Origin of the sequence: Dyadobacter fermentans DSM 18053 (assembly GCF_000023125.1) — a bacterium.
In the GTDB taxonomy this organism is placed as follows: domain Bacteria; phylum Bacteroidota; class Bacteroidia; order Cytophagales; family Spirosomataceae; genus Dyadobacter; species Dyadobacter fermentans.
The window spans coordinates 5,081,692-5,107,082 of sequence record NC_013037.1; the positions used below are offsets into that span (position 1 = coordinate 5,081,692).

General features: G+C 51.6%; 17 protein-coding genes and 1 tRNA gene. 5 read left to right on the forward strand and 13 right to left on the reverse strand.

The genetic code is table 11. The annotated features are described in order from the left end of the window. Window positions 1-18: 18 nt before the first annotated feature. From DFER_RS20935 to DFER_RS20955, 5 genes are all read right to left on the reverse strand, one after another. Window positions 19-471 carry a nucleoside deaminase gene (locus tag DFER_RS20935; RefSeq protein WP_015813650.1) on the reverse strand — a complete coding sequence of 151 codons (453 nt, stop codon included), beginning with the start codon at window positions 469-471 and terminating at the stop codon, window positions 19-21. A 71-nt stretch (window positions 472-542) separates the two neighbouring features. Next, window positions 543-4,703: an Ig-like domain-containing protein gene (locus tag DFER_RS20940; RefSeq protein ID WP_015813651.1), complete on the reverse strand. Its 4,161-nt coding sequence runs from the start codon at window positions 4,701-4,703 to the stop codon at window positions 543-545. Between the two features lie 77 nt (window positions 4,704-4,780). Continuing rightward, window positions 4,781-7,837, reverse strand: a complete 3,057-nt coding sequence (locus tag DFER_RS20945) for a serine hydrolase domain-containing protein (RefSeq protein ID WP_015813652.1) — start codon at window positions 7,835-7,837, stop codon at window positions 4,781-4,783. Between the two features lie 183 nt (window positions 7,838-8,020). After that, window positions 8,021-8,731, reverse strand: a complete 711-nt coding sequence (locus DFER_RS20950; protein ID WP_015813653.1) for an ATP-binding cassette domain-containing protein — start codon at window positions 8,729-8,731, stop codon at window positions 8,021-8,023. 144 nt (window positions 8,732-8,875) lie between these two features. Then, entirely contained in the window at window positions 8,876-9,991 is a 1,116-nt protein-coding gene (locus tag DFER_RS20955) for an acyltransferase family protein (RefSeq protein ID WP_015813654.1), read from the reverse strand. A gap of 232 nt (window positions 9,992-10,223) precedes the next feature. On the opposite strand from DFER_RS20955, the gene DFER_RS20960 reads away from it, so the two are divergent. Beyond that, the gene (locus DFER_RS20960) at window positions 10,224-10,664 is read left to right on the forward strand and encodes a hypothetical protein (protein ID WP_015813655.1); all 441 of its coding nucleotides are present in this window, start codon (window positions 10,224-10,226) and stop codon (window positions 10,662-10,664) included. A 112-nt stretch (window positions 10,665-10,776) separates the two neighbouring features. Further along, on the forward strand, window positions 10,777-11,913 hold the full coding sequence (locus DFER_RS20965; RefSeq protein ID WP_015813656.1) for an ATP-binding protein: 1,137 nt from the start codon (window positions 10,777-10,779) through the stop codon (window positions 11,911-11,913). A 69-nt stretch (window positions 11,914-11,982) separates the two neighbouring features. On the opposite strand, the gene DFER_RS20970 is transcribed toward DFER_RS20965, so the two are convergent. The 5 genes from DFER_RS20970 to asnS form a co-directional block, all read right to left on the reverse strand. Continuing rightward, entirely contained in the window at window positions 11,983-13,650 is a 1,668-nt protein-coding gene (locus tag DFER_RS20970; protein WP_015813657.1) for a complex I subunit 4 family protein, read from the reverse strand. A gap of 30 nt (window positions 13,651-13,680) precedes the next feature. Further along, window positions 13,681-15,657, reverse strand: a complete 1,977-nt coding sequence (nuoL, locus tag DFER_RS20975) for an NADH-quinone oxidoreductase subunit L (RefSeq protein WP_015813658.1) — start codon at window positions 15,655-15,657, stop codon at window positions 13,681-13,683. A gap of 63 nt (window positions 15,658-15,720) precedes the next feature. Beyond that, the gene (locus DFER_RS20980; RefSeq protein WP_015813659.1) at window positions 15,721-16,932 is read right to left on the reverse strand and encodes a serine hydrolase domain-containing protein; all 1,212 of its coding nucleotides are present in this window, start codon (window positions 16,930-16,932) and stop codon (window positions 15,721-15,723) included. A gap of 97 nt (window positions 16,933-17,029) precedes the next feature. Beyond that, entirely contained in the window at window positions 17,030-18,160 is a 1,131-nt protein-coding gene (locus tag DFER_RS20985) for a fibronectin type III domain-containing protein (RefSeq protein ID WP_015813660.1), read from the reverse strand. An 85-nt stretch (window positions 18,161-18,245) separates the two neighbouring features. Continuing rightward, window positions 18,246-19,685, reverse strand: coding sequence for an asparagine--tRNA ligase (gene asnS, locus DFER_RS20990; RefSeq protein WP_015813661.1), 1,440 nt, complete (start codon window positions 19,683-19,685; stop codon window positions 18,246-18,248). A 127-nt stretch (window positions 19,686-19,812) separates the two neighbouring features. Between asnS and DFER_RS20995 the strand changes: the two genes are divergently transcribed. From DFER_RS20995 to DFER_RS21005, 3 genes are all read left to right on the forward strand, one after another. Next, on the forward strand, window positions 19,813-20,517 hold the full coding sequence (locus tag DFER_RS20995) for a hypothetical protein (RefSeq protein ID WP_015813662.1): 705 nt from the start codon (window positions 19,813-19,815) through the stop codon (window positions 20,515-20,517). Window positions 20,518-20,535: 18 nt separating this feature from the next. After that, on the forward strand, window positions 20,536-21,315 hold the full coding sequence (locus DFER_RS21000) for an enoyl-CoA hydratase/isomerase family protein (RefSeq protein WP_015813663.1): 780 nt from the start codon (window positions 20,536-20,538) through the stop codon (window positions 21,313-21,315). A gap of 90 nt (window positions 21,316-21,405) precedes the next feature. Further along, window positions 21,406-21,479 (forward strand) — tRNA-Arg (locus DFER_RS21005). A 1,296-nt stretch (window positions 21,480-22,775) separates the two neighbouring features. On the opposite strand, the gene DFER_RS21020 is transcribed toward DFER_RS21005, so the two are convergent. From DFER_RS21020 to DFER_RS21030, 3 genes are all read right to left on the reverse strand, one after another. Beyond that, the gene (locus DFER_RS21020) at window positions 22,776-22,988 is read right to left on the reverse strand and encodes a hypothetical protein (protein ID WP_015813666.1); all 213 of its coding nucleotides are present in this window, start codon (window positions 22,986-22,988) and stop codon (window positions 22,776-22,778) included. Between the two features lie 204 nt (window positions 22,989-23,192). Then, entirely contained in the window at window positions 23,193-23,618 is a 426-nt protein-coding gene (locus tag DFER_RS21025; protein WP_015813667.1) for a helix-turn-helix domain-containing protein, read from the reverse strand. 216 nt (window positions 23,619-23,834) lie between these two features. Then, window positions 23,835-25,382, reverse strand: coding sequence for a RagB/SusD family nutrient uptake outer membrane protein (locus tag DFER_RS21030; RefSeq protein WP_015813668.1), 1,548 nt, complete (start codon window positions 25,380-25,382; stop codon window positions 23,835-23,837). Between the last annotated feature and the right edge of the window lie 9 nt (window positions 25,383-25,391).

Consider the following 25,391-nt stretch of genomic DNA (forward strand, 5'->3'; position numbering starts at 1 on the left):
TAACAGCAGAAAACTGCTTTATGTTCTTAATTGCCTGAAAAATTTGAGTAGTAACTCCTGCGATTCCGTGGCCATTATGCCGGTTACAAGTTTGGTTTTGGGGTGTAAAAGCGGCTGTCCGACCCGCGAAAATCCGCGCTTTTCGTCCATCGCGCCCACTACCACGCGCTTCACCTGCGTCCAGTAGAGCGCGCCTGCGCACATCACGCAAGGCTCCAATGTCACGTAGAGTGTACAATCAGTAAGGTATTTCGAACCGAGATGGTCGGCGGCGGCGGTGATGGCGATCATCTCGGCGTGGGCGGTGACGTCGTTGAGGCGCTCGGTTTGGTTGTAACCCCGACCGATGATCCGGTCTTTGGCCACCACCAATGCGCCCACCGGGATTTCGCCCTCTTCATACGCTTTGTGGGCGAGCGCGAGGGCTTCCTCCATAAAGAAGTGGTCGGTTATGTCTGCCTGGATATTCATGGTATGTCAAAGAAAAACGGGACATCCATTGCATTGCAACAAATGTCCCGTGCTGTTGTAATTATGACTGATCAGGGTTTCATCACGCGCTGAACGGTGCTCAGGTTACCGTTCTTGATCCGCAGCAGGTAAAGTCCCGACGGATAGTTTGCGAAATCAACCTCTGTTTTTTGCTGTTTGATGGCCTGTGCTGAACGCGGGCGACCATTCAGGTCTACTACTTCGATCGTTGCCTGTTTGGCCGAAATAGTGCCGGTTACTTCCACCGTACATTTGCCATTAATCACCGTTGGGTAAACCTTGGCCCACGTTGCAGGGGCAGGAGGTTCTACGCCGAGGATCGGATCAACTTGTACGCGCGCCGTTCCTACGCCCGTGCCGATGCCGCAGCCATTGGTTACTTTGGTAATGGCGTAGGTAGTGGTGGTTTTCGGCGCAAGTTTGAAAACGTACGGCGTCGCATTCGCAGTGATGAGTGTGTCCTTCGTGCCGTTGTTCAATGTCAATGTCCAGGGAGATTTACCCGTGATTTCGGCTTTGAGGTCGGCGGTTTCACCTACGAGGATGGTTTGAGTGCCGGTGAGGGTGGCCACTGGAAGCGGGCTTGCATTAATAGTGATCGAGCTTACGCTGCCTTTAACGGAGAGGTCCGGATTGGTGCCCGAGCTGATCACCCGCAGGAAGAACGTACTGGCCTTAGTAGTATCCGGGAATATGGCCGATACCGAATTTCCGCTTACAGTGGACGGGATGGTGTAGAACTTCGCGTCCGCATTTTCGGTAGCTACCTGCAACTTGAAAGTATTGCCGGCAGGGAACTCGCCCGACGCCTGGAATGGCACGGTGAACGGTTTGCCCGCGCAGATCTCCGAAACCGAGGGGCTTCCCGAATTAATGGTCGGGATTTTCACGGTCACCAGCGCGCTGCCGATGGGAATACCTTTACCGCAGGCATTGGAAACTTCCGTGATGAGGTAGCTGGTGGTTGTGGCTGGGGTCACCGGTACCTGGTGGTTGGCCTGGTCGGTCGTGTCGGTGGTGCCGTTGGAGAGCACGTAAATCCACGGTCCGTCGCCGGTAAATTTGATATTGATCGTTGCGCTTTCGCCGAGGTCGATCGTGGAGTTGCCTGAAATCGTCGCCGAAGGCAGGGATTTAATGTGGATTTTGATCTCTTCTTTCGGGCTTTCGCAACCGTTGTTGCCGGTTTGCGTCACGTAGAACGAGTAATCCTGCACCTTTTCGGTAAACGGTGTGAATGGTACACCCTGCCATTCGGTCCCGTTGGCTTCGCGGTACCATTTCAGCACGCTTCCGGTCGCGTCGAGGACCGGCGCCGTTTCGTTCTGGCAGTATTCGAGGTATGTTTTGGTAGCAGGCTTGGGTGTTGTGTTTACTTTCACATCAATTTTCGCACGGTCGCCGATACATCCGGCCAATGTCTGCGCAACATAATACGAGGTCGTTCCACCTTCGGCAGTCGAAGGGATCGGTGCTGTTGGGCTGGAAGTCCCGCCTGTTGCATCTGTACCGAACCAGTTCAAAGTGCCATTGGTAACTGCCGTCGCTTTCAATGGATCAGCAACGATAAACTGGCAGTATTCGATCAACGGCTGCGAAACGCCTGGCACTGCCGGCAGGGGCTTTACAAGGACTTTCTGCGCAACACGGGTGGTGCTTTCGCAATTTTTGTTCGACACCTGTGTAACGTAGTATGTGGTTTCTTTGGCTTCTTTCAGGTTAATGGAAGGTGTCGCCGTGCCTCCCGTGCCCCCGTTGGCCGCAGTGTACCATTTCAAAGTATTTCCTTCCGCGGCTTGCGTCGGGAAAGTATAGCTTTTATCCGTACGCTCCTGGCAGAATGCTTCCGACAGCGCGCTAACAGCAGCCGGGCGGGCATTAACGACAACATTTACTCTCACGCGGGCACTTTCGCACACCAGTGAAGGGTAGCTTGTCGATAGCGACACGAAATAAGGCGTTGTGCCATCCTTGGTCGTGGAAGGCTTGAATGTTGAGGCCAATGGTGTGCCGCCCGTTTCAACAGCATACCATTTGTATGTGCTGCCGGATGGCGCGAGTACGCTCGCTGCTTCTCCCACACAGTACTCGATCGGCGAGACGGTCGGCTTGGCGGCTTCCCTTATGTTCACGACGATCTCTCTGCGGGCACTTTCACATCCGGATGCAGTACTTTTCTGGCTAACGTAGTAAGTAATAGATTTGGCTTCATCTGTCGGCGGGACAGGAGCGTCGGGTGATCCCGTTCCTCCCGAGGATGTGGAGTACCAAAGCAGCGTATGTCCGGCCAGGGGAGTAGCTTTCAATGCCGTTGCCACCGCAGGGCTTTGGCAGAAGGCCACTGGGCTCACTACGGTTGGACCAGCGAATGCTTTACATGTAACTGTTACCAATATTTCCGCACGATCACTTTCGCAGCCGATCGCATTGGTTTGGGTTACGTAGTATTTCGTCTCACCTGCTTTTACAGTAGAAGGTTTCGGTGCTGAGGGTAGCGGCGTCGTTGTGTTTGCATCAGCGTACCATTTCAGGTTGGTTCCTGTCGCTGTCAGCACCGGTGCATTGTCGCCGACTTCATATGTTTTGTTGGAAACAGTTGGCTTAGCAGGAGGCGTGCAGGCTGTGACAGTCACTGTAATTTCAGCCCTTTCACTTTCGCAGCCGCTGGCATTGGTTTGAGTTACATAATATCTCGTTGTGCCAGGCGTCGTAGTCGCGGGCTTAGGAGCGGATGGCAACGCAGTCGTAGTGGATGCATCGGTGTACCATTTGAGATTAGTGCCGGTTGCCGTGAGAACTGGTGCATTTTCGCCTACCTGGTATGTTTTGTTGGAAACAGTGGGCTTAGCAGGTGGCGTACAAGCAGTAATTGTCACTGTAATCTCAGCTCTCTCACTTTCGCAACCGCTGGCATTGGTTTGGGTCACATAATATTTCGTTGTGCCAACTGTCGTAGTCGCAGGTTTTGGAGCCGATGGCAGGGCAGTTGGAGTGGACGCATCGGCGTACCATTTGAGGTTCGTGCCAGTTGCAGTGAGCACAGGCGCATTGTCGCCCACTTCGTATGATTTGTTGGCTACCGTAGGTTTAGCAGGGGGCGTGCAGGCTGTCACCGTTACCGTAATCTCTGCTCTTTCACTTTCGCAGCCGCTGGCATTGGTTTGCGAAACGTAATATTTGGTTATTCCTGCTGTGATAGTCGAGGGCTTCGGTGCCGACGGCAATGCTGTGCCGGTAGTTGCATCAGTGTACCATTTGAGGTTCGTGCCTGTTGCCGTTAACACCGGTGCATCGTCGCCAACCTCATATGCTTTGTTAGCAACAGTAGGTTTCGCGGGCGGCGTGCAGGCTGTAACAGTGACGGTAATTTCCGCTCTTTCACTTTCGCAGCCGCTGGCATTGGTTTGCGAGACGTAATATTTGGTTATTCCTGCCGCAGTGGTCGAGGGCTTGGGTGCCGACGGCAGCACTGTCGTAGTCGTCGCATCGGTATACCATTTGAGATTTGTGCCCGTTGCAGTGAGTACTGCGGCATCGTCGCCAACTTCGTATGACTGGTTGGAAACCGTAGGTTTAGCAGGTGGCGTACAAGCAGCCACAACAACATCAATCTTGGCCCGGCCGCTTTCACATGCAGCAGGTTTTTGAGCTACATAGTAACTGGTAGTCCCAACAGTCTCAGTGGAAGGGACTGGCGCTGTGGCAGATCCGGTACCGCCGTTTGGACCATCATACCAAAGCAAATCGGCCGCGGGGGTTGCCGTCAGCGCAGTAGCGGTGGCGCCTTGGGTATATTCGACCGGGGAAATAACCGTCGGCGTTGCTGGCACCGCATTCACAGTCAGCGCAACACTTTCAGATCCCGTAATTTCAATGACTGCCGCCAACTTTGACACAACGCGGATTTTATAACCTGCGCCAGCGGTTGCATTCGCAGGAATAGTTGCCGAAATAGGCGTTGTAGCGGAACTGCCGATTTCCTCAGGATTAGCTCCGAAAGCGCCTGCCGCATCGGATAGCTGTGCTACGAAAATTACCGCCGGGAGTACCGTTCCGGTGGTAGTAAATGGTACGGAAACGCCACCTCCTACGCAAGCTGGTGATGGGGTAATGGTTCCCGTTGTAATCGCAGTCTGTCCAAATGAAGCTGCCAGGCAGAACACCGTGGCGAAAATGGTAAGTAAACTTTCTTTAATAAATGTTCTTTTCATGTATCTGTCTAAATATCTTTCCGCTAACCGTTTGACTGGTAAAGTTAGAGATATTTTTCAAATACGCTGAAGGTGATTTAAGGAAGCTGGCTTTTCCGTTGAATCAAAGAACCATACACTACATCCTGGATTTTTCTTCGTGTACGATGGGTCGTAATGGCCGTATTCTCCGGGTCGGGGTTCACGCGGTTGGAAAGGAATATGAATACCAGGTCTTCCTCGGGATCTACCCACACCATTGTACCGGTGAAACCCGTGTGGCCGAATGAGTTGACGGACGCCAGCGGTGATACGAATGAGCTGTTGCCGTCCGCAGGGGCCTTGTCCCAGCCCAGTCCGCGGTGATGGGATTCGTCGTACATCCGCGAGAAGAATGGCACCGTGGCTTGCTCATAATAGCGTTTTCCTGCGTAGTTGCCCTTCCAGAGGTTCATTTGAAGTAAAACCGCCAGGTCGCGTGCGGTGCCAAAAAGGCCGGCGTGGCCCGATACGCCGCCAACAATGGCGGCCATCTGATCATGGACTGTTCCTTGTAGCAGCTGCCCGCGGAACCGGTAATCCTGCTCGGTAGGCGCAATCTGCTTTTCAGGAAAACGACGCAGCGGGTTGAAACCCAGGTAGGGCAGCCCCAGCGGCTCGTAAATGTTGGCGGCCACAAAATTGTCGAGCGACTGGCCGGCCACTCTTTCGACAATTTTTTGGAGTGTCAAAAAGCCGAGGTCACTGTACAGGTAACCGTAGCTGCCGGCGCGGTCGCGGCGGTTGTTCATGGGCGATTCCACCACCCACTTCCATACCGAATCGCGCAATGCACCTTTGGCGAAGAGTTTCGGGGCTACCTGCAGGTAGTAGGCCGTGTCTTGTTTCGAACTGTAATATTCCGGCAGAAGACCGCCTGCGCTGGTTTTGGTACGGTCCCACAGCGACGGGTAGAACGAAACCAGTCCCGAACGATGCAGCAGCAAATCACGGACGGTGAAGTTTTGCTTATTGGTACCCGCCAGTTCAGGCAGGTATTTGGATGCCTTTTCATCCAAACTGATCTGCTTGCGGTCATAAAGGAGCATCACAGCCTGCAATGTAGCCGAAACCTTGGTAAGCGACGCCAGGTCGTAGATCGTCTCGGGCGTTACGCGTTCGTTGGTGCGATAGCTTAACCCACCGAATTGTTTTTCGTAAATGATCTTACCCTGTCTGGCCACCAGCACTTCGCAGCCGGGGAAAACATGGTCATTCACGGCCGCAGTGGCGATTTCATCGATTTTTTTAAGAGAAATACCATCCATTCCCACACTCTCCGGCGTGCCGAATGCAATGCGATTGATGGACGTGGTGCTTACACCGCCGCCACTTTTGTGGGCCAGTACCGACACCGGCAGGCGGCCCTTCGAGCCCAGCGCGCCGAAAATGATCTGCGGCACGATCTCCTGCTGGTCTTTGCCGTCCTGGTTGGCGCAAATGAGCACATCGGTGTCAGGGAAAAACTGAATGCTATAAGGCGTTCCGAACAGGCAGAGGATCACTTTTTTATTCTGCTGTTTGAGCTGGTTAACAAACTCCACCATGCCCGTGGTAATGCCATAATTCCGGCCGGGCTTGGAGCTAATGCCGTGGACGTCGACGATCACTGTATTGTAAGGTTGCAGGTAACCGAGCATTTCGGTAATCTGGTCCTGCGACGACGGCGCGTCGTAAAACGAGTAGCTCCGCATCGGTTTGTAGGTGGAGAGCATCTTTTGGAATGCCACACCGCTGCCCTCGCCCATGCTCACGGACGCTATGTTGTTGTCCATCACCGAGCCGATCGGGATCAGGTTATTGTCGTTTTTAACAACGGTTACGGAAGCCTCAGAGAGCTCGCGGTTCAGTTCCTTGCTCTTCTCGCTGTTGAGGTCGTTGTAAAGATTGTTGATGTCTATCGGCTTATATTGGTTCAGCCCGGCCCAGTATTTGGCTTGCAGAATGCGTTTCACCTTGTCGTCGATGATCTTTTCACTGATCAGCTTCGAATTGATGGCATCCTTGATGCGCGAAACGGTTTCGGCGATGCTTTCCGGGTAAAGCAGCACGTCGTTGCCTGCTACCAGCGCTTTCAGGTTCACGTCGGCCGGCTTGCCGTTTTTGAGCACGCCGCGCATATTCATGGCGTCGGTAAACACGAGGCCGCGGAAGCCCAGGTCTTTGCGGAGCAAGCCATTCACCACTTTATCAGACAGCGAGCTGGCCTGGTTGGGCGTGTTGTCCAATGCGGGAATGTACAAATGCGCATTCAGGACGCCCATCAGGCTGTCGGCGATCATTTCGCGGTAAGGGTACAAGTCGGAATTCAGCTGTTCCAGCGAATGATTAAGCACCGGGAGTGTGAAATGCGAATCGGCATCGGTATCACCATGGCCGGGGAAATGCTTGGCAGTAGCGATAATGCGATTGTGCTGTAAGCCTTTCATGTAGGCGATCGACTTCCGCGCGACATTCTCTTTGTCCTCACCAAACGAACGTATACCGATTACCGGATTGGCCGGGTTGCTGTTCACATCCGACACCGGCGCGAAGTTGATATGAATGCCGAGGCGTTTGCATTGGCGCGCAATGTCGTCGCCCATGCGGTAAATCAGCCGGTCGTCCTGGATCGCGCCGAGCACCATTTGTTTCGGGAAGGAAATCGTGCTGTCGAGCCGCATGCCCAGGCCCCATTCACCGTCGATGCCGATGAAAAGCGGAATGTTGGAATGCGCCTGATAGCGGTTGGTGAGCTGCGCCTGGCTTACGGGGCCGCCCTGGAAGAATATCAGTCCGCCGATCTGGTAATCGTTAATCAGCTTGTCGATGTAACGGTAATGCGATTCGTCGCGGTTGGAAAAAGTAGCTACCATGAACAGCTGACCGATCTTCTGCTCGATGCTCAGGGATTTGAGCGTACTGTCCACCCATTCATTTTCCGGAAGAACCAACACCGGGTCACGGCGCTTTTTGGGCGCCTTATGCTTGGGCTCGGGTGCGGCAACAGCGGGTTTGTTGACGGCCGTGGTCTTAACCGACATCATTTTCCACGCAACGGAAGCCACGGAGGTCAGCACCACCAGCGCCACAACAATCACTACAACACGAAACCGGCCGAACAACCAATTTTTCATACCTGAAAACACTGACTTAACGAGGGAATGTTAGGTTTAATATCTGCAACAACTGACATTGAGATTGATCAAAAGTTACAATGATAACAAAATTCTCGCGCTTTAAATCCTGGAAAATATCGTTTTAATGCAATTCTAATATTTGCCTTGCCGAATATGATCCTGGTAACTAATGTCGGAACATTAAGCCTGCTGGGTGAGCTTCTTGAAAATATCTTCCAGCGAATCACCCGTTTGGCGCAGCTCCTGCAACGAGCTGTCGCTCACTACTTTGCCTTTGTTGATAATAATCACACGGTCGCACAATGCCTCCACTTCCTGCATAATATGGGTGGAAAAAAGCACTGTCTTGTCCTGGCCGGCGGTACGGATCACCTCACGGATCTCCTGGATCTGGTTAGGGTCGAGGCCCGTGGTGGGCTCGTCGAGGATCAGTACTTCGGGGTTGTGCAAAAATGATTGCGCAAGCCCGACGCGCTGCCTGTAACCTTTGGACAGTTGCCCGATCTTCTTGCGCCGCTCCGGTTCCAATCCGCACATCGCGATCACTTCGTCCACCCGCGACTGCAATGCCGCGCCGCCCATTCCGTACAGTTTTCCGGAGAAAAGCAGGAACTCCGTTACGTACATATCCAAATACAGCGGGTTATGCTCGGGCAGGTAGCCGATCGCCCTGCGAGCAGGCATCGGTTGCTGCGTCACATCGAAATCCGACACTTTGGCCAGGCCTTCGGTCGGTTTCAGGTAGCCGGTAAGAATTTTCATGGTCGTCGATTTCCCTGCACCGTTCGGCCCGAGAAAACCCACGATTTCGCCTTTCCTGAGCGTAAATGAAATCCCATCGACCGCGCGCTGCGTTCCGTAAACCTTTGTCAAGTTGGTGACTTCGATCATGGGTTAATTTTGAATGAGTTAATGAGTGAATGAGTTAATGAGTGAATGAGTGAATGATTGAATGATTGAATGAGTGAATGAGTGAATGAGCTGCTGTGGAACAGGGAATGAGTGAAAGTGTCAATGACTATTCCTGACCATCCTTTACACTTTCAAAAACAGTTTATTTCTGTAAAGTAAATACATAAACGCCCATTGTACCGCTATAAATGCAATTACTTCGCCTACTGCCTCGGCGCCGTGGGGGAAATAGCTGAGTATGCCGCCGAACAATGCGCGGGCAGTGTAACCGAAGTCGATGAAGCGGCCTACCATGTAAATCACAATCGAATTCATGCCGATCACGACAAAAAACAGCGTCCATTTACGGTAATTGAGCACATCCACAATCCAATAGAACAGCGCCAGCAGCAAGGTGCTGAACCCGCCTGCGCAGAGTACGAACGAACTGGTCCAGAGATTTTTGTTGATGGGGAAAAAGTAATCCCACACCAGGCAGACCAGCAAACTCACCACACCTGCAAACACAAGGTAAATGACTTTGCTTTTCTGGGAAAGTACCTCGTGGCTCGTCCGCAGCAGCTCTCCCGCGAAAATGCCCATAAGGCCGGTAGCGATGGCCGGAATGGTCGAAACGAGTCCTTCGGGATCGTGGATCGTGAGGTGCAGGCGGCCGGGAATGATCAGGCTATCGAAGTAGCTGGCGGGGTTGCAGTCGATCGTGAGCAGACCGGCGCCGCATCCGGGAACGGGGTAGAACATCATGAACAGATAATAGCCGATCAGCAGCCCGCCGAACCAGATCCAGCGCGCGCGGTAACCGAAATAGAGGTAAATGATCTGCGCAAACATCCCCGCAAGCCCGATCCGTGCGAGTACGCTCGGGTAGCGCATCTGCGACCATTCGGTTTCGAAAATGCCGTTGTTATAAATAATGCCCAGAAAAACGAGGATGATGCCGCGCTGGATCACCTTGCGGACCAGCTGCGATGGCGGCACACCTTTTTCGAGCCGACTGCCGAGTGAAAACGGCGTCGAAACGCCCGCCATGAAAAGGAATGTGGGAAAAATCAGGTCATAGGCCCGGAAACCATTCCAATCGGGATGGGTAAACTGGTGGGCCAGCACGATCGCCCACGACCAGCCGGTCACTTTGGCGAGGACATGGAAAATCTCTTCGCCACCCGAAATCCAGAACATATCAAAACCACGCAACGTATCCAGGGACAATAACCTTTGTGAAGGAGCACTATCTTTCATCTGATAAAACAGGGGGTAGGGAAATAAAATTTGGGAAATAGAATGCAGTTTGAAATAAAACCAATAGCAACTACTGTAAAGATTGCAAAAAATACTATCAGAGCTTTCGGGGAAAACTACATTTATTTGAATAAGCCTATTTGTCTCGCGGATAATGAAAAAAGCGGCGCGGCATATACTACCTGTGCAAAACGCCGTTATAAGCATCGAATTTCCAACCCATGATCACCCCATGAAAAAAATCCTGATGCTCTTTTTCGCCCTCGGCCTGTTGCTGGGTGGTTTAGCCTCTTCCGATTCCATTGCGCAGTCGCGCCGTAGCGACGGCCGCAGCAGCGACCAGCGCAGCATCAGCCGTGACGACGATGATTTCGAAAATGACGCGGCCAACAGCAAGCTCAACAACCGGCGTCTGGAAAAGAACATGGACAAGTACGCCGACGAGCTGCAACTCACGAAGCGACAGGAAAAGCAACTCAAAAAGATCGACCGGCGGTATGCAAGGATGGAAAGGAAAATGAAGCGCCGGGGCGCAAAAAGAAGCGACCGCAACCGCCTGGCGAAAGAAAAGCGCATTGAAATCATCGAAATCCTCACACCCGACCAGCAGCAGACGCTGGAAGCATTATCAAAAAAGGGACGGTTTAGTCTGGATCAGTTGTTCGGGCGGTAGCGTTTTGTGGAGGTCAAATCATAACATTTTGGGATTCAAATCCAAAATAATCATGATATTTTTGGATTTGAATCCTGGAATATCATAATTTTAAAGGATAAGACCTTAAATTATGATAAGGAGAAGTCAACAAGATGCTGCGCTAGGTTATTTGTTCAAAAGCAAAGCGCTTATTATTTATGGTCCACGGCAAGCGGGAAAAACGACGTTTTCGGAGCAATTGCTGGAAATGGTGGATAAAAAGACGCTACGGCTTAATGGGGATGACGCCGATACGCGCGAAGCTTTTCTAAAACCGAATGCAACGCTTATCGAGAGAATAATCGGGGATCATGAAGTGGTATTTATCGATGAAGCCCAGCGCATTCAGGATGTAGGGCTCGTGATCAAGATCATTGTTGACCGGTTCAAGCATGTGCAAGTCATCGCGACAGGCTCTTCCTCATTTGAATTGGCGGGCAATATCAACGAACCGCTCACGGGAAGGCGCTACGAAATGCAGTTGCTTCCTGTTTCGTACGCGGAATTGGTTAAATACACCGACTATCTCACCGAGCAGCGGCTTCTGGAACAACGGCTGATATACGGCTCCTATCCCGAAATCGCTACCGACCCTGTGAATGCTGAAAAGCACCTTAAACTGATTGCTAACAGTTATTTATATAAAGACTTATTGGTCCTTGAACAGGTGAAAAAGCCAGTTTTGCTGGAAAAGATCGTCAAGGCAATTGCATTGCAGGTGGGAAGCGAAGTGAGTGTTACCGAAATCGGGCGGCTGGTGCAGGCGGATAACAAGACGGTGGAAAAGTACATCGATTTGCTGGAAAAGGCATTTGTGCTATTCACCGTTCCCGCGTTTTCAGGGAACGTGCGCAATGAAATCAAAAAGGGGCGCAAGATTTATTTCTATGATAATGGGATTATCAATGCAGTGATCAATAATTTCAACCCTATCAAAAACCGAAACGATGTGGGAGCATTGTGGGAAAACTATTTGATCAGCGAGCGTAAGAAATTTCTGAATGCGAATGAGTTAGACGCAAAAATATACTTCTGGCGTACTACCCAGCAGCAGGAGGTGGATTACATAGAAGAGATAAAAGGGAACCTGCGCGCGATTGAATTCAAGTGGAATTCCGAAGCGTCTGCAAGATTTCCGTCAACGTTTTTAACCAATTATCCCAAAGTAAAAGCGACCCTCGTGACTCCCGCTAACCGCGACCAGTTTCTGACTTCATTGGAGTTCTAAGAATCAACCAATAGCGTACACTAACAAATCCTGACCCATTCCTGACAACCGTTGACAAACCCGACCGAATCACTTCAACCCCTCAAACCAGGCTTCAATCGCAGGCCCGGATAAGTTGAACAGCAGCCCGGGCAGGATACCGACGAGGATGGTGAGGATGGCCAGCGGCACCAGCATGAAAGTTTCGCGGCGGGTGAGGTCGTTGAGGACTTGGGTGGTGGCGTTTTTGTACCAGAATGAGCCGAAAAACATGCGTTGGTAGGTCCACAGGAAGTAGCCGGCGGCCAGGACGATACCTAATGTGGACAATGCGGGAATCCAAACTGGCAGGGCGTCGGACTGGAATGCGCCCATGAGCGTGAAAAGCTCGCCTACGAAACCCGAGAAGCCCGGCAAGCCCAGCGATGCGAAGAATGCGATGCCTGTGAGGACCGTGTATCGCGGCATGACGCCCACGAGGCCGCGGTAATGATCGATGCGACGGTCGTGGGTGCGGTCGTAAATAACGCCGGTGAGTAAGAAGAGCATTGCCGATAAAATCCCGTGGCTAACCATCTGATAAATGGCGCCGTTGAAACCCTCGGGCGTGAATGCAGCGATTCCAAGCAGTACAAAGCCCATGTGCGAGACGGACGAGTAAGCGATCATTTTTTTCAGATCGTTTTGTCCCAATGCATTGAAACCGCCGTAAACGATGGAGATCATACCCAGCACGGCGAGCGGAATGGCACTGTATAGCGCTTCGGCCGGGAAGAAACCATCCACGATCCGAATGAAACCATAACCACCGATTTTAAGCAAAATACCCGCAAGCACCACCGAAATGGGCGTAGGCGCTTCTACGTGCGCATCGGGAAGCCAGGTGTGGACTGGCACAACCGGCAGTTTTACGGCGAAACCGATGAACAGGAACCAGAATGCCAGCAAGCGAACGGGAATGTTGCCGATAAAAAAGTCGGAAGCGGTGTTCAGGATCGAGCCCGGAATGTAGTTGCCGGGATCGGCGAGGTAGCTGAAACGGAAGGTGTGGATGAGTTGCTCGGGGGCGATCTTACCATCGAACAGCCATTGCTGGATCTGCGGGATCATGTCCGGGTGAATGGCGTCCTCGGGGCCGATGAGGCCTACCGCCCGCGCCGTTTCCACCGGATCGATTACCGAAAGGTACAGGCCGATCATTACAATCAGGATCAGCAGCGAGCCGAGGAATGTATAAATGAAGAACTTCAAAGCGGCATATTCACGCCGCGGACCGCCCCAGAGGCCGATGAGAAAGTACATCGGAAGGAGCATAAATTCGAAAAACAAATAGAAGAGGAACAGGTCTTGAGCCAGAAAACAGCCCATCACACTGCCGCTTAGCAGGAGGTATAAGCCAAAATACGCCCTCGATTTGTGGTTGACATTCCACGAACTCACCACGCCGACCAATAGCACCACCACCGCCAGCAGCACCAGCGGAAAGCTGATACCATCCACGGCCAATGCATAATCAATCGAAACAACTCCCAGCGAACCGATGGGTAGCGTGATCCAGTCCCTCACCTCGGAAAGTTGCTGGCCGGGGTTCTGAATGTCGAATGAAAGGTACGAAACGGCTGTAACGACTACTTCCAGCAGCAACGCGACGAGCGTGATGAGGCGGAAATTGTGCTGGCGATCGACCGGCCAGAAAGCGACGGCCACGGCGCCCAGTAATGGTATGGCAATTAAGAAGGTGAGTATATGATCAATCATCAAGCATTAATTTAACCGGCCGGGCCTGCATTACATCGCAACCAGCCACAATATCAATAAAAAGATGCCCATTACCGTCACAATGTAATAGGACTGTATGCGGCCACCCTGCATGTTCCGCGCCGCCTGACCGGCCGAACGGATCGAGAAAACGGTCAGGTTGACGGCGCCGTCGATAAACGTTCTGTCGAACCAGGCAATGAGATGTCCGAACACCAGGCTGCCTTTCGCAACGAGATCGACGAGGGCGTCGACCACATTTTTTTCAAAAACTTTGAGATACTTCGTGATGTACTCGAATGGAATGAGGAAGTAATGTTCGTTGGAATAGCCGCGCAGCCAGTTCCACGGGCTTTGAGCCGGCTCTCCGACGGGTATCGGATCGTTTACTTTAAAAGGATTGGCACTGCCCGTTTCGCGGTAGGCCAGGAAAATTGACACAAACGTAAAGGCGCTCGCTACAAATGGAACCCATATCAAATGTTCACCATGCTCTTGTCCGATCCATTGCAGGAACCACCCCTCGGCATTGAAAGGATTGATCGAGAACCAGCAAAACACCGACAATGCCGAAAGCAGCGCCATCGGCAGCCACATCGCCACCGGCGACTCGTGCGGGTGTACTGCCGCAGGAAAGCGTTCATTTCCAAAAAATATCAGCCACACCTGACGCGTCATATAAAAGGCCGTTAACCCTGCCGACAATACGACCAGCACAGGGAACAAGTAGCCCAAGGCCCCAAACTCCGAAGCCCAGAGGAAACCTTCGGTGATAATGGCGTCTTTGGAAAGGAAGCCCGAAAAGAATGGCAGCCCGGCCAAGGCAGCTGCACAGATGGAGAAACAAATGAATGTAATCGGCAATGCCTTGCGCAAGCCGCCCATCGTGCGCATATCCTGCGGATCGAACTGAGGTTCGGCACCGGTATGCTCTTCATGCGGCGTTACGGCGTGGATCACCGAGCCGGCTGATAGAAAAAGGCCTGCTTTGAAGAATGCGTGCGTGGCGAGGTGGAACATGGCCGTTTGCCAGCTTCCAAAGCCGACCGCCATGACCATTAGCCCAAGCTGCGACATGGTGGAATAGGCGAGGACTTTTTTAATATCCCAGCCATTTAATGCCTTCACAGCGCCGATGACCATCGTAATGGCGCCGATAACGAGGATTACCAAACGGGCATCGACGGTTAGCAAAAAGGATATTCTTGCGAGCAGAAAGATACCTGCCGCCACCATGGTGGCCGCGTGGATCAATGCCGAAACCGGCGTGGGGCCTTCCATCGCGTCGGGAAGCCAGCCCGAAAGCGGGAATTGCGCCGATTTACCCACACAACCACCGAAAAGACAAATGCCGATGACCGTGAGAATGCCCTGAGGAATGGTGCCGATTTCGAGCGCCAACACTTCCAGGTCAGTAACTCCGACGTAGTAAAAGAGCATCAGAATGCCCGTCAGAAATGCCGCATCACCAATGCGGTTGAGCACAAATGCCTTTTGCGCTGCCCATACAGGCCGTTTTTTGGTATACCAAAAACCAATCAGCAGGTATGACGACAGCCCCACGAGCTCCCAGAAGATGTACATCATGAGCAGGTTGCTCGCGAGCACAATGCCGAGCATCGAGAACAGAAACAGCTGTATGAATGCGAAATACCGGTTTACGTTCCGGTCGGCGTGCATGTAGGCGGTGGAATAAAGCTGCACTAGCAGCGCCACGAAATGCACGATCACGAGCATTAATGTGGAGAGCGTATCAAACCGCAGCGAGAGATCAATGTAGCGCTCGCCCACGGCAAACCAGGGCAGCGGAACCTGCAATAAGCTGTACGGAATGCCGAGGTTGGGAATATATGTGAAACTGATCAGCAGCCCGGCAACGGTTACCAATGCGCCGATCCAGCCTGCATATTTATTTAGACTTGTTCCACCCAGCCATAGCAATAAGAAGCACGAAAACGGCAAGCCCAATAGCAGATAAGCAGGTAAATGGTATGCAGTATCGGGCATAAGGTGCGGGAAATCGTTTAATTTCGGCAAATATCCTGAATTCGCGGCCGAATTCAAACAATGCTAGATGTCTTTCTCAATATCGTCGATCTTCACCGAACCATGAACGACTTCCAGCAGTTCCCGCAAATCGTAAGTCGATCGGTTGTAAGTGTTGCCGAGCACGATGATCACCGCGTCGTCTTCCGGGCACACCCATAGCATGGTATTGTAGCCTTTCCACCAGCCGCCGTGGTAGATAAATCGCGGCGTGTTATCTTCTTTGGTGTGCATGCGGAAGCCATATCCGTAGTTGCGGATGCCGGCCCGTTCGAAGCTGCGGGGCTTAAAGGCCTCGTCGAGCATTTTCTTTTCAATGATGAGGCCTTTGGTGAGGCCGTTGTAGAACCGGTAAATGTCCATGGTGGTGGAATACAGGCCTTTATCGCCCACCACTTCATCGTAATAATCCTTGTCGAGCCTGCGTCCGTACTGATGGCCGTCGGTCCGGTTTTTGGTGGCGGCAATGGTCGTATCGGTTACCAGGTAAGTATTTTGCATTCCCAACGGCGTGAAAATCTGGCTGTTGAGGTATTTGCCGAACGAGTCTCCGGTGACTTTTTCGACGATTGCGGCCAGGACACAGTAATTGGTATTGCAATAGTTGAACGACCTGCCCGGGCGGTTGTAAGGCTGCGGGGTAGGGATCACTTTGGCATACCAGTCGAGAATGTCGAGGTTATCGGGATACTTCCGACCGTGGCGGACGCTGTCGTTGAACGAGTAAATGTAATTGGGCAAGCCACTCCGATGGCTCAGGAGCATATCCACCTTCACGCCGTGGTAGGGGAAATCGGGAAAGAAGCGTTGCACCGAGTCGTCGAGCGCTACTCGGCCTTCCTGGATGAGTTTCAAAACCGCCACCGCCGTAAATGGCTTCGAAAGCGACGCCAGCTGGAAACGCGAATCGGCGTCCAGGGTGTCTTTCGCCTTCATGTGCGCGAAGCCGAACGAGTTTTGGTAAAGTATTTTGCCTTTTTGAACCACCAGCACATTGCCGTTGAATCCGGCCCTGCGCTTACGCCTGAAAATGTCCTCGATCTTGGCGATTTTGGCGGCCATTTCGGCATCAGGGTTCGTCACCGGCACGGGATCGAGGTTCTTGACGGATTGCCCAGTCACGGCCACGTCCGGGGAATCGGTTTTGTTTTTTCTGACTAATCCCCAGGAAATCAACAAAATAACCAGGACAGCAGCTGCCGTCCACCACACTTTCGGCTGCACTTTTTTCAACATAGGCTTTTTGGCCTTTAATATTCAGAACGTTGTGATGCTAACGATGCGCAGTTAGCATTTTTTATACTTTACCATTACAAATTAAGCGCAGAATGCCTTACGGAACCAACACTTTCAAATGTTCTTTTCGACCATTCTTTACGTATACTGCAAAATAAATGCCAGCCGCGAGCGGTCGGAAGGGTAGCAGCCGGATGTGCCCAAGGGTATCGTCCTCGCGGCGGAAACCGATGGCCGTTCCCGAGGCATCGTGCAATGTAACGAGCGCGTCGCGGGCTCCAATGAGGGTGATCATTTCGGAGGAGGCAGGGTTGGGCACCACTTCAAGGCTGGTTATGTGCAAGGGATTGAATACGCAAACCGGTTTACAGATTGAAAACCGACCGTCGTTGTCCATAAGTTTTAACCTGTAATAATTGTTACCTACCGGAGGATCATTGTCAGTGAATGAATAGGAAGAGCGTCCGCTCGTTTCGCCCGAGGCCGCAACAGAACCAACCGGCATGAACGATTTCATGTCGGTGCTTCTTTCAATCACAAATTCCTTCGAGTTCTTTTCCCAGGCGGTTTCCCATTCCAATGCAACCTGCCCGTTTTCCGCGTGGCCCTTTAAATAAGTGATGTCTACCGGCAGTACAATGGCAAGTACGTCGCCATTGACCGATATTTCATCAAACCACAATGTGCCGTAAATGTCTACCGAATTATGGGCGTAAATGCGAACGGTGAATGTGTTGCTGGAAAGATTGTTGAAGCTAACCGGAATGTTGTAGGTATTAAAAATACCATTGTTACTGATCACGAACGCATTTAGATCGGCGGCAAAGCCATCCATGCTGGTTCGCACCTTGATGCTGTTCGGCCCGTTAGGCGAGCGTCGGAGACGCAGGCCGATGGAGGTAATGTTGTATTTGAATGAATTGGCCGTAAATGTGAATTCCATGTACCGCAAGCCAGAAAAGCTTACCGGCCACGGCCTCACAATGTAGCCCACCACCACGGCACCGCCGCCACCGCTGTAAACCGTTGGTAATGTGAATGTATTGGGCCCGCCGGCCAGTGTGGCGGCCGACGGAGTAAAATTGGGATGATCCGAAACGCCCGCCTGGGTGTAATCCATCGTCCATTTGACGTGAAACGGCTCTTGCGCGTTGGCATTGAAAACAAAAAGCAGTACCGCGGCCAGGGCCACCGTACTGCTTTTCAAGGATTGCATATTCTTTTTCATGTGCGTGTTGGTTTAAATTAAAACTTACACTAACTGCTTTACTCTTTACGTAAAGCCATGAAAAAGGTAACAGCTTGTAGAATAATTAAAATTCTGCGCTCTTAGGGTAACGTGGGAATGGGATCACGTCGCGGATGTTGCCCATGCCAGTCACGAACTGCACGAGGCGCTCGAAGCCCAGTCCGAAGCCTGAATGCGGTGCAGTGCCGAATTTGCGGGTTTCGAGGTACCACCACAGGTTTTCAGGATCGATACCGATTTCTTTCACGCGGCCGAGGAGCTTTTCGTAACTCTCTTCACGCTGGCTACCGCCGATGATCTCGCCGATGCCGGGGAACAGCACGTCCATTGCGCGCACGGTTTTTCCGTCTTCATCGAGTTTCATGTAAAACGACTTGATCTCGCGCGGATAGTTGGTCAGGATCACCGGTTTTTTGAAATGCTTCTCGACCAGATAGCGTTCGTGCTCGCTCGACAAATCGATGCCCCAGCCGGTTACCGGAAACTGGAATTTGCCTTCTTTTTGCGGTTTCGATTTCAGCAAAATCTCGATTGCTTCGGTATAAGTCAACCGCTCGAACGGGTTATCCACTACGAATGCCAGTTTTTCCAGCAAAGGTAGCGAGCGCTCGTTTTGCGGCTTGTTCTTTTCTTCTTCAATGAGGCGGTTTTGAAGGAAATTCAGGTCGTCTTTGCAGTTGATCAATGCATAAGTGATCACTTTTTTGACAAAATCCTCCGCCAAATCCATATTGTCTTCCAGCTCGAAAAACGCCATTTCCGGCTCAATCATCCAGAATTCAGCCAAATGGCGTGTTGTGTTGGAGTTTTCGGCGCGGAATGTTGGGCCAAAAGTGTAAATCTTCGAAAGCGCCATCGCGCCCAGCTCGCCTTCCAGCTGGCCCGAAACGGTCAGGTTAGCTTCGCGACCGAAGAAATCTTCTTTAAAATTAATCGCACCTTCTTCCGTACGCGGCAGGTTATTCAGGTCGAGCGTGGTCACACGGAACATTTCGCCAGCACCCTCAGCGTCCGAAGCCGTAATTACCGGCGTGTGCAGGTAGAAAAAGCCTTTTTCATTGAAATACTGGTGCACTGCGAACGCCAATGCGTGACGGATACGCAGGATCGCGCTGAAAGTGTTTGTGCGCGGGCGAAGGTGGGCGATCTCGCGCAGGAATTCGAGTGAATGCTTCTTCGGCTGCAGCGGATATTCCTCAGGATCAGCCGTTCCGTACACCTCAATGTCGGTGATTTTTACCTCCACCGTTTGTCCCGCACCCTGTGACGCGATGAGCTGGCCGGTTACTTTAAGGCACGACCCGGTGGTTACTGTGAGCAGCAGCTCGGCAGAAAACTGACCGGGTTCAGCCACTGCCTGAATATTATTGATGGTCGACCCGTCATTCAACGCGATGAAAATTGCGTTTTTGCTTTCTCGTTTTGTTCTTACCCAGCCCTTTACAACAACCGATTGGTTTTCAGGCGCAGTTTGTAAAATTTCTTTGATTTGCAACGGTCCCATTTTGTTCAATTCAATCTTTAAAATGTCAGCCGGGAAATGCCCGGTTTTTTACGAATGAGGCGCAAAATTACAAATTCGCCTACGAAAACCTATTGTGGCGCTGCAACTTACTTTTCTGGGGAACCGAATGATTGTACAGTCTGGTTTTCAACGTAATTTTGCCCGCGTCAACCTGATTAAAGACCCCATTACCTTGAATAACCGACTTGCCATCCTGTTATCGGTGGTTTTCCATCCGCTGATCATCACTACATACCTGTTTGCATTGCTTTTCATTCTCGCGCCCGACCTCGTAGGTGTGAGCGCGTTCGAACTGCCGGCGCTGGGCAGCCTGCTGATGTTGCTATGGCTCAACACCTTCATCGCGCCGGCGATTATGATGTTCTATTTCAAAAAAATGGGCATGATCACCTCCCTGTATGTCGAGGATGCCGCAGAGCGCCGCATTCCGTATGTTGCCTGTGTGATCATTTATGGGTTGGCCACCTATCTTTTCGGCTGGCAGCTGCAACCCATCGGCGAGCTCGCCCCGCAGATTTCCGTTATCCTCGCCAGCGTAACCCTATCGCTTGCATTAATTGCCATGGTGAGCTATTTCTGGAAAATCAGCGCCCATGCCACGGGTATTGGCGGGGTGATCGGCATGCTGTCGGGCCTGATGATCCGGTTTGACGAAAGCGCGTTGCTGATGCCGCTCATCACCACGATCCTGATCGGCGGCTGGCTGATGAGCGCCCGCCTGCAACTGAATGCGCACACGCCCGCGCAAATTGTGGCCGGCGTATTTTGCGGGCTAACCGTCAGTAGCGCCACCGTGTATTTCTTCTTTTGAAGGAAAACACTTCACGGCATGTACCAAAACCTGATTTTCGAAAACCGCGACGGCATTGCGCGAATCACGCTCAACCGTCCGGACGTTTTCCACGCATTAAGCCCGGCGCTAATCAGCGAAATCACGCAAGCGATCCGCATTGCGGCCGAAGATGCCTCCGTGCGCGTGGTGCTCCTCACTGCCACCGGCGAAAAGGCCTTCTGCTCCGGCGCCGACCTAAAAGAAGCGAGCGCCTCGGGCATGAGCGCCGGCGAGATCCTGCGCGACTACTACGAGCCGATGATCACCACCATCCGCGACATTCCGAAACCGGTCATCTGCCGCCTGAACGGCGTAGCCGTCGGTGCCGGTTGCTCACTCGCATTGGCCTGTGACATGGTGATAGCGGCCGAAGACACATATCTGAGCTTCGCATTCGTACAAATCGGACTGATGCCCGACGCGGGTGCGACGTTTTTCCTCCCGCGCATGATCGGCCTCGCCCGCGCCTTCGAACTAGCCTCAAGCGGCCGGCGCATTCCCGCCACCGAAGCAAAGCAGATCGGCCTGATCACGCATTCGGTCCCCCGGGAGTCCCTCGACGAAGAAACCGGGAAACTTATCGCCTGCTACCGCCACGCCCCCACGCTCGCCATCGGCGCAATGAAGCGTGCATTCAACCAATCGATGCATTCAAATCTGCCTCAAATGCTGGAAACGGAGCGGGAAAGTCAGGAAATGCTGTTTGGAACGGATGATGTGCGGGAAGGAATTGCAGCTTTTTTAGAAAAGCGAAAGCCTGATTTTCAGGGCAGATAGCCGTTTTGGAGAAAAATTTTTGCGAAATAACTTCATCAGAATTTGTTCCTGCAAATTTCATCCCTACCTTTGCAGTCCCAATCGGGAATTGGTTGCGTAGCTCAATTGGATAGAGCACCTGACTACGGATCAGGAGGTTTGGGGTTCGAATCCCTACGTGACCACAAGAAAAGGCGCCTTTCGTAAGATTGGCGCTTTTTTGTTGCATTTGCTTCTGAGCAGTCCGCCGCCATGGATCAGGAGGTTAGGGCCGGGCGGCCGGTGCCGTTCGAATCCCTACGTGACCACAAGAAAAAAGCGCCTTTCGTGAGATTGGCGCTTTTTTCTTGCGCAAGATGAATTTCAGTTGTCACACGCTGCTTGCGACGTATGTTATGTCATCGGAAGAAGTGTTGTTTAGCGGAGGTGCCTACCTCATTACTTCATGCAACCATGATCCAAGGGTTTGCCATAAGTCCAAAATTGTCAGAAGTACTAACACTCCAACAGCCATAATCGAAAGCCCAGCCCAAAATGAATTTCCTTTAAGTGAACCTTTGCTATTTGGAAGAATGGTTGCCCGAACGACTGCGATAAACAGGCTGAACGTGATAAAAGACAAGAAGAAAACAGTGAATTTTAATAAACCTCCTATTTCCAAGAACCAAGGGAATATGCATATGAGCAAAAAGCCTATTGAAGAAAAGTATCTGATTATAGACAGGAAAAGTTCTTCCCTTTTGGATTCGTCGATCTCCCGGTAGATATACCTTACATTCAGGTCTGAAACTTTACTATACGGGATTATAAAGCAGTGCCCGGGAATGCCGACAGCTTCCTTTTTCGATGCCGAGAACCGCCTCGCGTCAGTCAAAAAGATCGTCTCAAGTTCGCCGGTCTTTGACGAATGGAATAGTCAGAAAGAAATCCGGAAACCATTTTATGTTTTCCCCCTTCCTCCATGTTTAGTATTATGTCTACGTAAGTTTCGATAACCTTTCCTTTTGGAAGGGATCTGAAGTTCTTTGAATAAATAATGTCGCCCCTGAAGAAATAGTACCACTGATTATTAAAGCGCAGTAAAGAAAATCGGGAATCCAAACGGAGCGCTCTAACCAGCAAATGGGCGACCTGGCCTAGCGTGGCAGCAACTACCAAACTGGTTATCAAGTAGCCAAAAGCTACCCACAAGTGTTGCGAGGTGACTTCATGAAATTTAGCAGTTGTGACAGACTCATATGCCATAGTCGCTGGCTTTTTTATGGTCTCAAAAGTGAAGCCATATATTTTGCCAAGGAGTAAAAAGCTAACGATCTGAACTAATATGCCAAGAAAGATGCTGGTGATTAGCCGATCAGCAAAAATCCCTATCCCGAACTCTTTAGTGAAATGTCCCTGAAAGTAGAATCTTTTAAGAACTACCCCGGGGACAATTAATAGTACGACAAATATGACGCTGGTTGCCGAGACAGGAAATTCCATTAACGACTAGAAATGGTCATAGGTCCTGTGGAAAGCGTAATTGTGTCAGACTTGCCAGGTTTCAGTTTTTCCACGGCATCGACGTAAATTTCCCTATCTTTGGGATTGGCCATAATCTCCTTCGCCTCAGAACTCACCACATCCGTATCCGAAGAGAAAATCGATTCCAACACTGCCAGGACCGAATTCCAAATTTCTTGATATATTCTCATGGGTGTAAAGGTTACTTTCAAATCGATTTTCAATGGTAACGCCAAATGGATAAATTTTATTCCAACGTTGATGTGTCACGAGGACACGGACAGACTACGTAACATCGCTATCTGCAATGGTTGTACACAGGTCGAACCACTAGGCAATTTACTTAAATCTCAAGAATTTTCCATCTGTCGATACCTAGCCATTCTCTGCAGACATTACCCTCTGCCAATCAACCGTTCCAACCTTTCTAGCATCTCATCTTTCTCCCTCAACATCCGCTCGTAGAGCTCTATTTTTTCATAGTGTAACTTCCTTATTTCCTCAATAGGATTGACATTAAAAGTTGCCTGCGGATTTCCTACGTAATAAGCTTCGCTGTTGAATGTATTCGAAATAATATTCACCGCCTGCTCCTCATCAAAATTCCTTATGGCCTCGGCCGGGATTTTCAAGATCGCAGCCACTTGCTCCAAAATTTCCGAATCAATCTTCTCCTTCTGTTCGAGCGTGGAAATTCGCTGTTGGTTCCATTCGTCGCCTAGCTCGAATGCGAGTGCATCTTGCTTGATGCCCAGCATTTCGCGGAAGCGTTTTACGTTGCGGCCTTCGTGGATTTTGGGATTAGGGGCAGTATGTGTCATGCGCAAAGGGTTTTGATTGAAAAGGCAATTTATGTAAATCTGTCGGGAAGTGCTTGGATAAGTTACCGGCACTCGCATGTAATTTACCGAGCCGCATTGGCAATCGTGCATGGCTGGTTTTGCGGGGCTGGGCGGCCTTCTGCGGATTGGGCTAAAAACAAGCAGGGGCTGCCCCACGTTCGAGGCAGCCCCTGCTGTTAATGCTCTGGAATGAAATTAATAACCCGGGTTCTGTTTGAGATTCGAGTTGACCGCAATTTGCTGGCTCGGGATTGCGTATACCAATGTTTTAGGATCGGCGTCCGCCGGGCGGATCTGTCCTGCCTGCATGAATTTGCCGAATCGGATCAGATCCTGGCGTCTCCAACCTTCCCAGTACAATTCTCTTCCGCGTTCGTCCAGCAGGTTGTCCAGCGTCAGAGCGGTCAGGTTGGCCGCGCCTCTGTTCGTGCGGATCGAGTTTACGATCGTCAGGGCGTCGGCTGCGGTGCCCGGAGTGCCGCCGCGGAGGATCGCTTCTGCTTTCATCAACAATACGTCCGAATAGCGGTAAACGACCCAGTCGTTGTTGCGCTGGCCTTTGGAAGCATAGTCAAACGGATATTTGATTACACGGATACCCGCAGTCTCCAGCGTGGTTCCGCTGGTTCTGATGGTGAGTTCGCGGCTGAATACCAGCGGCTGAGTGGCCGGGTTACGGGCATTCAATGGCTTGTTGGTCACCCAGCTGTACTGCTGTCCTTCGAGGAAACCGACGTTTTGGCGCTTATAGTTTTTGGTGCGGTTGGACGTCGTGTCGGACGGATAGTTGTAGTAAATTCCTCTTCTCTCGTCGTTAGCCGTAAACTTGTCGTAGAAGTTGGAAAGCGTTGCCCATCCGTTCCATCCGCCGGGCGTCATGTTGTAATGCGATACCGTCCAGTAGGCCCGGTCCACGCCGCCACCTCTTACGCCTTCTTCGTTGTAAAGCGTGAAGATGTTTTCAGTCGATTTTACATTGTTATCAGGCGCGAAATTATCGAAATACTTACCGGGGGCCGAAATGGTGTAACCTGTGATCTCATTCGCCAGCGCTACGACCTTGCTCATGTCGGCCGCATCGAACTTCGGGTTCTGACGGTCCAGAAATACGCCTTTGTTCAAATAAACCTTCATCAGCAACACCCTTGCCGCATTCTGGTTGGCCACGTAGGCAGCGCCCGAGGTGGGCAGGTCCGGCATCACCGCATTCATTTCAGAGATAATGAAGTCGATGGCTTCCTGGGGCTGGAGTGTTTTGGGAAGCTCGCGGAAATCTTCCAGGCTCTCGCGGAATGGCACCACACCCCACAAATCGAGCACATCCAGCATCGCCAGCGCCCGGATGAACCGCGCTTCGGCAGCCTGTTGCTTCGATGGCGAGTAGCGCAGTACGTTGGACGACTGGTAAATGGCCGTGAGCAGGCCGCCGAATGTGTTGCTCATGTAAGAGTTATCGGCATTCCAGGTATGCAGGTGAATGGCCCGGTGGGTACCATTATCGTCCCAGTCGCCGCCGCGTGTTGGCGCGATGGCCGCGTCGGTGGAAAGCTCCTGCAAGCACCAGCGGTTATCGTGCTGGTAAGGGCCGTTCAGCGAGGTGTAGGCGCTGATCAGCAACTCGGCCGGATTGATGTTACCTGTCGTACTTTCTTCCAGGGCACTCCCGAGGTTTTCATCGAGATCGGTGCAGGAAAGTAGCAGTGAGCAGCTTAAAAGTGCTGCGCAATATGATTTAAGTCTCATGAATTCTCT